We start from the raw sequence: 8,798 nt of genomic DNA on the forward strand, positions 1-8,798 counted from the left end.
GGGCTGCGCTCCCAGAGCGCGAGCATCACGAGGTACTGCGGGTGCGTGAGGCCGATCGCCTCGAGCACCGGGCGGTAGAGGTTGATCACGCTGCGGTTCGCCGTCGCCAGCGCGAAACAGACCTGGCGGTCGAGGGCGAGGGGGTCGACGGAAGTCATCCCCCGAGTATACTCATCGTTAGTGCACTAATCGTTAGTGCGACTAGTAGGCGTGCGAGGGACATCGTGAAGGTCAGACTGCCGTGGTGGGACCGCCTCAACGGCGCCCTTTTCCCGTACATCGGACCCCCGCCGCTCGGGCCCTACAACGAGGCGCCGCTGCCGCCGACTGCCGAGAAGGCGTGCCCGCTGTGCGCACGGCCGATGGCCGAGCACCGGTTCGACCGCAGCACCGACCACACCGCGACACGGATGTACTGCCCCGCTGTGATCGCCGGCGACTAGCCGAGCAGCAGCGTCGTGAGTTCTTCCGGCGTCTTCACGACGGCGACCGATCCGGCCTGCTCGGCCACCGAGCCGTAGCCCCACTCGACGAAGATTGTGGGCACGCCGTTCGCCGCGGCACCGTGTACGTCGTGCTCGCGGTCGCCGATGAGCACGGGCCGCGAGATGTCGGCTCCCATCGCCGCGAGACGAATCAGCGCCTCGGCCACGACGTCCTTCTTCGCGCTGCGCACCTCGTCGTCGGACGCCCCGGTAATCACGTCGAAGTAGCGCGCCAGGTTGAAGTGCTCGAGGATGAGCGTCGCCGGGGTCTCGGGCTTCGAGGTCGCGAGCGACATCAGCAGCGGGCTCTCGTGCACGGCCTTCAGCACCACGCCGACGCCGGGGTACTGCGTCGCGTCGTAGGCGCCCACGTTGAGGTACTTCTCGCGGTAGATCGCGAGGGCGCGCGCCGACTCCTCGGGGGTGAACCCGGCGAGGTCGCGGAACGAGTCGAGCAGCGGCGGCCCGACGTAGCGCAACAGCTCGCTCGGCGACGGGATCGGCTTGCCCAGCTGCTCGAACATGTAGGCGAGAGTCGCGGTGATTCCGGGCGCCGAGTCGACGATCGTTCCGTCGAGGTCGAACAGGATGCAGCTGTATGGGGTCGTCATATTGCGCCCAGTTTAGGCGGGCGAGATGTCGGGACTGCGTCGAGTCGTACCGGTGGCGACTCGTGACGAACTCGTCCTCGTGGTCGTATGCCCAGTGGCTAGCGCGCCGATTGGCTCTTTGAGGCTTTCGCCCAGCGGCGACACGATGCCGGTTTCTATCGCGGCGCTCGTCACAGCGTCCCTGTCAACACCCCGCCGTCGGCCCGCAGGGCGGCGCCGTTCGTTGCGGAGGACACCGGGCTCGCTAGATATGCGGCGAGGTTCGCAATCTCGTCAGGCTCGATGAACCGCTCGAGGAGAGACGTCGTGTTGCCGCCGATGATCGCCGCCTTCAGCGAGTCTGTCGGGAGCTGCTGCGCCGCGGCGATGTCGCTGACCGCGCCCGCGACGCCGTCGGAGTAGGTGGGTCCGCCGAGGATCGTGTTGACGGTCACCGCCGTGCCTCGTGTGAGCTTGGCGAGCCCGTTGCTCAGTGCGAGCATCCCGGCCTTGGTCACCCCGTAGTGCGTCATGTCGGCGGGGACGTTCACCCCCGACTCGCTCCCGATGAAGAGGATGCGGCCCCATCCGCCCGCGAGCATGCCGGGCAGCAGATGTCGCGACAGTCGCACGCCGCTCATGAGGTTGATCTCGAAGTACCGAGCCCAGTCATCGTCCGGTATCTGTGCGAACGGCGCCACCTCGAAGAGGCCCACGTTGTTGACGAGGATGTCGACGGTGCCGAGCACGCCCAGAAGGTGCTGCACCTGGGCGGCGTCGCCGAAGTCCGCGGGAATCCCCGTCACGCGCCCGCCGGGCACCTCCACCGCGAGGCCGCGAACCGACGCCTGAAGCTTTGCGTCGTCACGGCCGTTGATGACGACCTCGGCACCCTCGCGGAGGAGCGTCCGCGCGATGGCGTATCCGATGCCCTGTGTCGATCCGCTGATGAACGCACGTCGGCCTGCAAGCTGAAGATCCACGATCATCCTTTCATTTAGTTGCCCAGTCAAGTAAAAAACTAGCACATTCACTTGCTCAGGCAAGTTATTCGTTAGGCTTGGACTATGGATGATCCAGGCCTCTCGCACCAACTCACTGGCGACGACCTCGCCACCTGGGCAGCCGTCGCCACGGTGCTGGAGTGGCTTCCCCCAGCACTCGATGCCCCGCTCATCCGGGATTTCGACCTCACCCACTTCGAGTACGGCATCCTCTACGCGCTCGCGGACGCGCCTGACGCGCAATTGCGTATGAGTGAGCTCGCCGGGTTCGCCAACAGCTCGCTCTCGCGTCTCTCCCGAGCCGTGTCGCGGCTTGAGAACCGCGGGTGGGTCGGGCGCTCCCGCGATCCGTCCGACGGCCGCTCCACACTGGCCGCTCTTACGGCTGCTGGCCGGAACGTCCTATCCGAGGCGACTCCCGCGCACACGCACTCTGTCAGGCAGCTCGTGCTCGAACCGCTCACTAAGGCTCAACGGGCTCAACTGCTCGAGATCGGCACGCGAATCCAGCGCGCCATTCGCGAGCAGGAGGGCTGGCGGCCGCCGGTGGAGGCCACCCCGCGCCGCTAGAACAGCCGCGAGTGGCTGTCGTCCATGCCGCGCATCGCGTCGTAGTCGAGCAGCAGGCAGCGGATGCCGCGGTCCTGCGCCAGCATCCTGGCCTGCGGCTTGATCTCCTGCGCGGCGAACACGCCGACGACGGGCGCGAGGTGTGGGTCGCGGTTCATCAGCTCGAGGTAGCGCGTCAGCTGTTCGACGCCGTCGATGTCGCCGCGACGCTTGATCTCGACGGCGACACTGGCGCCCGTGGCATCCTTCGCCAGAATGTCCACGGGACCGATCGCGGTCATGTGCTCGCGCCGCACCAGATGGTAGCCGTCGCCGAGCAGCTCGATCTGCTCGGCCAGCAGCTTCTGCAGGTCGCTCTCGACGCCGTCCTTCTGCAGGCCGGGGTCGATTCCCAGGTCGTGCGTCGAGTCGAGCAGGATCTCGTGGATCGAGATCACCAGCATGTCGGCGGTCTTCGCCTGCGTGACCTTCCAGATCTCGGTGACGCCGGCGTCGAGCTGCGCCTGCTCGGGATCGACCTGGGCCAGGGTGCACGGCGGGCTCATCCAGTTGAGCGGCTTGTAGCTCAGCGAGTCGGAGTGCACGAGCACACTCCCGTCGGCCTTCACGAGCAGCAACCGGGTGGCCACGGGCAGGTGGGCACTGAGCCTTCCGGCGTAGTCGACGGAACACTTGGCTATAACGAGGCGCACCCGCCAATCTTAACGGCGCTCGCGACCCGGCCATGCTCGCAACTCAGGCAGAACCGCGGGGCCGGCCCGTGGCATCCGCGGTTTTTCGGGGCTGTCGCGTCTCCCGGCTATTTTTCTGCCTGAGTTGCGAACAAAGAACGAGAGAGTTGCGAATTGCGGATGCCGCGGCTCACGCCTCGGCGACGGCCGGGTTCTTCGGCTCGCGGGCCGCGCCGCTCGCCAGCCCCGCGGCGACCACGAGGATCAGCACCACGAGCAGCGCCCGCAGGATGCCGAAGTGCTCGCCGAGCAGGCCGATCACCGGCGGGCCGACCAGGAACGCGCAGTAGCCGATCGTGGCGACGGCGCTCACCCGGGCGGCCGCGGTCTTCGGGTCGTCGGCGGCGGCCGACATGCCGACCGGGAAGCCCAGCGACGAGCCGAGTCCCCACAGCACGATGCCCACGATGGCGATCTCGGCGCTCGGGCCGAAGATCACGATGACGAGCCCGATGATGGCGAGCACGGCCGAGCCGCGCAGCACGGGAACGCGCCCGAACCGGTCGAGCAGGAAGACGCCGCTGAGGCGGCCGACGGTCATCGCCGTGACGAAGATGCCGAACATCAGGGCGCCGACCGTGCCGTTGACTCCGTGGCCGTCGACCATGGCGAGGGTGAGCCAGTCGTTCGCGGATCCCTCGGCGAAAGCCATGCCGAGCACGATGACGCCGATCAGCAGCGTGCGCGGGTCGCGCCAGATGCTCAGACGGCCGCGCCAGCTCTTCGAGTGGTCGTCGTCGGCGACCGGTTCGGCGCCGTCGGCCAGGAAGTTCTCGTCCTGCAGGAAGCGCAGCGAGCCCTGACCCAGCGCGAAGATGACGATCGCGACGAAGCCGATGTGCGCGGCGATCGGTACGTTCAGGGCCTCGGCCAAGGCGCCGAGGCCGGCGCCGACGATCGTGCCGAAACTGAAGAACGCGTGGTAGATCGGCATGATGGCCCGGCCGAGGGCGCGCTCGTTGGCGGCGCCCGACACGTTCATGCCCACGTCGCAGATGCTGAATGCGGCACCGAATACGGCGAGCCCGACGAAGATCACCGGGAAGCTCGGGCCGACGGTCGCGGCGAGTCCCGCCGTGGCGAGTCCGATCGGGGCGATCGCGAACCCCCAGCGCATGGTCGTGCGCGCGCCGAGCCGGGCGATGACGTGGCTCGAGACCAGCAGGCCGAGGATCGACCCGAACGACAGCCCGAAGATGAGCACGCCCATGTCGAGGGTCGACGCGCCCAGTTCGTCGCGCACGGCGGGCAGCCGGGCGACCCAGCTGGCGAGAGCGAGCCCGCATAGGGCGAAGATCACGAACATCGCGTTGCGCCAGGCGACGACCTGGGGGCGGGCGAGTCCGCCGGCGGAGTTAGCTGCCGACGTCGGCGCTGGCGTTGATGACATGGGAGTCTCCGCTGGATCAGGAGGTCGAATCGATTCGATCGAATCTATTCGACTAAGCTAGCAAGCTATGGGAGACGAAGCAACCATCGGCGGGGCGGATGCGCCCGCCGCACCCCCGCGCCCCAACCTCGCGGCGGTCGCCGCCCTCGCGGGCGTGTCGGCGTCCACCGCCTCCCTCGCGTTCAGCGGCGCCGGCCCGGTCTCCGACGCCACCCGCGCGCGCGTGCTCGCCGCGGCGGCCGAGCTCGACTACGCCGGGCCCGACCCGCGCGCGCAGTCGCTGCGGCGCGGGCGCTCCGGCATCATCGGCGTCGTGATCGAGGACCGCCTCGCCGACGCGTTCCGCGACCCGATGAACATCGCCATGCTCGACGGCATCGCCGACGTCACGGGAACCGCCGGTCTCGCCCTTCTGCTGCTCACCGACACCGGAGGAGCGGCCGACATCTCCGTCGCCCCCATGGACGCCGTCGTGCTCATCGGCTGCAGTACGCGGCTCGACCAGTCCGTCGTGACGCTGCGCCAGCGTGGCATCCCGATCGTCGCCATCGAGGCCGAGCGCATGAAAGGCGTCGTGCCGATCGACCTCGACAACCGCGACGCGACCCGGCGCGGCGCGGAGCACCTGCGCGGGCTCGGCCACGAGCGGGTGGCGCTCGTCACCCTGCCGCTCGGACCCGATCACGAGCGCGGCGCGTTGAGCCCCGAGCGGGAGGCCGCGAGTTCCGCGTTCACGGCGACCCAGCGCATCCGCGGCGCGCGCGACGTCTATCCCGACGCCGGGGGAGTCGTCGCGGCGGGCAGCACGGTCGAGGAGGGCGAGATCGCCGGCCGCGCGCTGCTGTCGGGGCCCCACCGCCCGACTGCGGTCATCGCCCAGAGCGACCTGCTGGCCGTGGGCGTGATCCGGGCGGCCGAGGCGCTCGGCCTGAGCGTGCCGGGCGACCTGAGCGTGCTCGGCTTCGACGGCGTGCGCCTCGACCTCGATCTCACGACGCTCGTGCAGCCCGCCGTCGAGAAGGGCAGCGCCGCCGGTCGCGCCGTGCTGGCGAGCCTCGCCGCAGCGCCCGACGAGCCGGCGGCCTTCACGAGCGAGCTGCACCTGGGCACCACGACCGGTCCGGCACCCGCCCGCTGACCGGGGTTGCGCGGCTTTTTTTCACACCAGCGCCCGAACATTCGGCCGCTGCGGTGAAAAAACACGGCGCGACGAGGTCAGCTGGCCTCAGGCGCCGGTCACGATCCAGCGGTCGCCCCGCGCGCGCAGGCCCAGCGTGACCGCCCGCGCGCCGATGTAACCGAAGCCGAACGCCGCCCAGAGCCAGGCGATGCCCGCCGTTCCGCCGAGGCCGGAGACCGCCCAGAGCAGCGGCAGGTACACGGCGAGGTTCACCAGGCCCGTGAGCGCGAGGTACTTCGCGTCGCCCGCGCCGATCAGCACCCCGTCGAGCACGAAGACGTAACCCGCGATCGGGATCCCGCCCGCCATCACGAGCAACACCACCGTGAGGGCACCGGAGATCGTGTCATCCGTCGTGAAGATCGCGGGCAGCACCGGGCTGAGCGCGGCGATCGCCACGCCGAGCAGGGTGCCGCCGCCCACTCCGAAGTGCAGCAGGCGGGTGGTGATGGCACGAACGCGCGGCAGGTCGGATGCGCCCAGCCCGTGACCGATCATCGCCTGGCCCGTGATGGCGAGCGCGTCCAGCACGAACGCCAGGGTGGAGAAGATCGTCAACGCGATCTGCGTGGTCGCCAGCTCGTGCGTGCCGAAGTCGGTCGCGACGACCACCGTCGCGAGCATCGCCACGCGCAGCGACGCCGTGCGCAGCAGCAGCCAGCCGCCGCTGCGCAGGGCGCTGCCGAGACCGGAGACGTGCGGGGTCAGCGACGCTCCCGTCGCCCGGGCCGAGCGCACGATGATGACGAGGTAGGCCGCGGCCATGCCCCAGCTGGCGACGACCGTGCCGATCGCCGATCCCGCGATGCCCCAGCCGAAGCCGTAGATGAACAGGGCGTTCAGAACGGCGTTCGCGGCGAAGCCCACGCCGGCGACGACGAGCGGGGTGGTGGTGTTCTGCAGGCCGCGCAGCAGGCCGCTCGCCGCGAGGGTGAGCAGCAGCGCGGGGATGCCCCACAGGGCGATCGCGAGGTAGGTGGTCGCGGCCGCGGTGACCTCGGCGGACGCGCCGAACAGTGCGACGAGCCAGCCCGACAGCGGCACCCCGACGGCCACGAGCACGGCTCCCACGGCGAGGGCGAGCCAGACGCCGTCGATTCCCGCGCGCACGGCGCCGGTGAGGTCGCCGAAGCCGAGCCGCCGGGCGACCATCGGCGTGGTGGCGTAGGCGAGGAAGACGAGCAGGCCCACGACGGTCTGGATCACGACGCTCGCGATGCCGAGCCCCGCGAGCGGCACGCTGCCCAGGTGGCCGACGAGCGCGGTGTCGGTGAGCAGGAAGAGCGGCTCGGCCACGAGCGCGCCGAGTGCCGGGAGGGCGAGCCGTCTGATGTCGCGGTCGAGGGTCACTGTGCTATTTTGCCCTCCTTCGCAGGCTCAGTCGGCGCTGGGACGGCGGCGCCTGCGGCGCGGCGCCTGCGGCGCGGCGCCTGCGGTATCGCTGGCGCGATCCCTCCAAGCTCCACCGCGCGGCAATACAGTGGAACCCATGAGCGACGACAACACCCTCCCGTCCGGAATCCTCACCGATGAACTCGACCAGGCGGTGCGTCCGCAAGACGACCTCTTCCGCCACGTGAACGGCAAATGGATCGCCCGCACCGAGATCCCGAGCGACAAGGCGCGCTACGGCTCCTTCTACGTGCTCGCCGAGGAGGCCGAGAAGGCCGTGCGCGACATCATCGTCGAGGCGCAGTCGGCCGAGCCGGGCAGCGAGCACCGCAAGTTCGGCGACCTGTACGCGAGCTTCCTCGACGAGGCGCGCATCGAGGCCCTCGGAGCGTCGCCGCTCGAGCCACTGCTCGCGGAGGTCGACGCCGTCGGCTCCATCCCAGACCTGCTCGACACCCTCGGCCGGCTCGAACGCCGCGGATCCAGCGGTTTCCTGCAGGTCTTCGTCGACAACGACCCGGGCAACCCCGAGCGCTACCGCGTCTTCCTCGAGCAGGGCGGCATCGGCCTGCCCGACGAGAGCTACTTCCGCGAAGAGAAGTTCGCCGAGATCCGCACCGCCTACGTGGCATTCATCGAGCGGATGCTGCGGCTCGCCGGTCGCGACAACGCGGCCGAGGCGGCCGCCCGCATCTTCGCGCTCGAGACCGACCTCGCGGGGCACCACTGGGACAACGTGAAGAACCGCGACAGCGAGGCCACCTACAACCCAATGCCGTGGGTCGATGCCCGCGCCCTCGCCTCGGTCGACGCGGTCGCCGACGGCGCCGACTTCGACATCTGGAAGTCCGCTCTCGACGTGCCGGCGGCATCCTTCGACGAAGTCGTCGTGCGCCAGCCGAGCTTCCTCTCGGGCGTCGCCGACCTGCTCAGCTCCGACCGCATCGACAGCTGGACCGACTGGCTGGCCTGGCAGGTCATCCGCTCGAACGCCGCCTACCTCAGCCAGGACTTCGTCGACGCGAACTTCGACTTCTACGGCAAGACCCTCACCGGAACCCCCGAGCTGCGCGCCCGCTGGAAGCGCGGCGTCTCGCTCGTCGAGGGTGCGCTCGGCGAGGCCGTCGGCCGCATCTACGTCGAGCGGCACTTCCCCGAGGAGGCCAAGGCGAGCATGGACGTTCTCGTCGCCAACCTGGTCGAGGCCTACCGGCAGAGCATCACGGGGCTCACCTGGATGGGCGAGCAGACCCGCGAGCGCGCCCTCGAGAAGCTCGACAAGTTCACCCCGAAGATCGGCTACCCGTCGAAGTGGCGCGACTACTCGACCCTCGAGATCGACGCCGCCGACCTGCTCGGCAACGTGCGGGCGACCAACGAGTTCGAGTTCCAGCGGGAGCTGGGCAAGATCGGCAAGCCGCTCGACCGCGACGAGTGGTTCATGACGCCGCAGACC

At 69.6% G+C, this 8,798-nt stretch carries 9 protein-coding genes and 1 pseudogene; 4 read left to right on the top strand and 6 right to left on the bottom strand.

What is annotated here, in order from left to right; translation table 11 throughout:
• Positions 1 to 158: pseudogene (locus ACLQ6X_RS16340) on the bottom strand (MarR family transcriptional regulator); the annotation flags it as partial.
• Between the two features lie 66 nt (positions 159 to 224).
• Between ACLQ6X_RS16340 and ACLQ6X_RS16345 the strand changes: the two are divergent.
• Positions 225 to 443 carry a hypothetical protein gene (locus tag ACLQ6X_RS16345; RefSeq protein WP_411701204.1) on the top strand — a complete coding sequence of 73 codons (219 nt, stop codon included), beginning with the start codon at positions 225 to 227 and terminating at the stop codon, positions 441 to 443.
• On the opposite strand, the gene ACLQ6X_RS16350 is transcribed toward ACLQ6X_RS16345, so the two are convergent.
• Together ACLQ6X_RS16350 and ACLQ6X_RS16355 are read right to left on the bottom strand one after the other, a co-directional pair.
• A complete protein-coding gene (locus tag ACLQ6X_RS16350; RefSeq protein ID WP_411701205.1) occupies positions 440 to 1,096 on the bottom strand; it encodes an HAD hydrolase-like protein in 657 nt (218 codons plus the stop codon). The genes ACLQ6X_RS16345 and ACLQ6X_RS16350 overlap by 4 nt on opposite strands.
• A gap of 170 nt (positions 1,097 to 1,266) precedes the next feature.
• Positions 1,267 to 2,058 (bottom strand): SDR family NAD(P)-dependent oxidoreductase, encoded by a 792-nt coding sequence (locus ACLQ6X_RS16355; protein WP_411701206.1) that lies wholly within the window; start codon positions 2,056 to 2,058, stop codon positions 1,267 to 1,269.
• Positions 2,059 to 2,142: 84 nt separating this feature from the next.
• Here ACLQ6X_RS16355 and ACLQ6X_RS16360 point away from each other — a divergent pair, with 84 nt between their 5' ends.
• Positions 2,143 to 2,649: a MarR family winged helix-turn-helix transcriptional regulator gene (locus tag ACLQ6X_RS16360; RefSeq protein WP_411701207.1), complete on the top strand. Its 507-nt coding sequence runs from the start codon at positions 2,143 to 2,145 to the stop codon at positions 2,647 to 2,649.
• On the opposite strand, the gene nucS is transcribed toward ACLQ6X_RS16360, so the two are convergent.
• Both nucS and ACLQ6X_RS16370 read right to left on the bottom strand, forming a co-directional pair.
• The gene (gene nucS, locus ACLQ6X_RS16365; protein WP_411701208.1) at positions 2,646 to 3,341 is read right to left on the bottom strand and encodes an endonuclease NucS; all 696 of its coding nucleotides are present in this window, start codon (positions 3,339 to 3,341) and stop codon (positions 2,646 to 2,648) included. The genes ACLQ6X_RS16360 and nucS overlap by 4 nt on opposite strands.
• A gap of 169 nt (positions 3,342 to 3,510) precedes the next feature.
• Complete coding sequence (locus ACLQ6X_RS16370; RefSeq protein WP_411701209.1) at positions 3,511 to 4,770, bottom strand: MFS transporter; 1,260 nt, start codon at positions 4,768 to 4,770, stop codon at positions 3,511 to 3,513.
• A 67-nt stretch (positions 4,771 to 4,837) separates the two neighbouring features.
• On the opposite strand from ACLQ6X_RS16370, the gene ACLQ6X_RS16375 reads away from it, so the two are divergent.
• Positions 4,838 to 5,908, top strand: coding sequence for a LacI family DNA-binding transcriptional regulator (locus ACLQ6X_RS16375; RefSeq protein WP_411701210.1), 1,071 nt, complete (start codon positions 4,838 to 4,840; stop codon positions 5,906 to 5,908).
• A gap of 87 nt (positions 5,909 to 5,995) precedes the next feature.
• Here ACLQ6X_RS16375 and ACLQ6X_RS16380 read toward each other — a convergent pair whose 3' ends face one another.
• Positions 5,996 to 7,300: an MATE family efflux transporter gene (locus ACLQ6X_RS16380; RefSeq protein ID WP_411701211.1), complete on the bottom strand. Its 1,305-nt coding sequence runs from the start codon at positions 7,298 to 7,300 to the stop codon at positions 5,996 to 5,998.
• Positions 7,301 to 7,439: 139 nt separating this feature from the next.
• Between ACLQ6X_RS16380 and ACLQ6X_RS16385 the strand changes: the two genes are divergently transcribed.
• Positions 7,440 to 8,798, top strand: a 1,359-nt coding sequence (locus tag ACLQ6X_RS16385; protein ID WP_411701212.1) for a M13 family metallopeptidase, incomplete at its 3' end; no start/stop codon positions are given.

The sequence above is a fragment of the Conyzicola sp. genome, assembly GCF_046714715.1.
Lineage (GTDB): Bacteria > Actinomycetota > Actinomycetes > Actinomycetales > Microbacteriaceae > Conyzicola.

Coding starts and splice junctions, on each gene's coding strand:
- ACLQ6X_RS16350 (WP_411701205.1), bottom strand. CDS start 1,096: ATGACGACCCCATACAGCTGCATCCTGTTCGACCTCGACGGAACGATC.
- ACLQ6X_RS16360 (WP_411701207.1), top strand. CDS start 2,143: ATGGATGATCCAGGCCTCTCGCACCAACTCACTGGCGACGACCTCGCC.
- ACLQ6X_RS16370 (WP_411701209.1), bottom strand. CDS start 4,770: ATGTCATCAACGCCAGCGCCGACGTCGGCAGCTAACTCCGCCGGCGGA.
- ACLQ6X_RS16375 (WP_411701210.1), top strand. CDS start 4,838: ATGGGAGACGAAGCAACCATCGGCGGGGCGGATGCGCCCGCCGCACCC.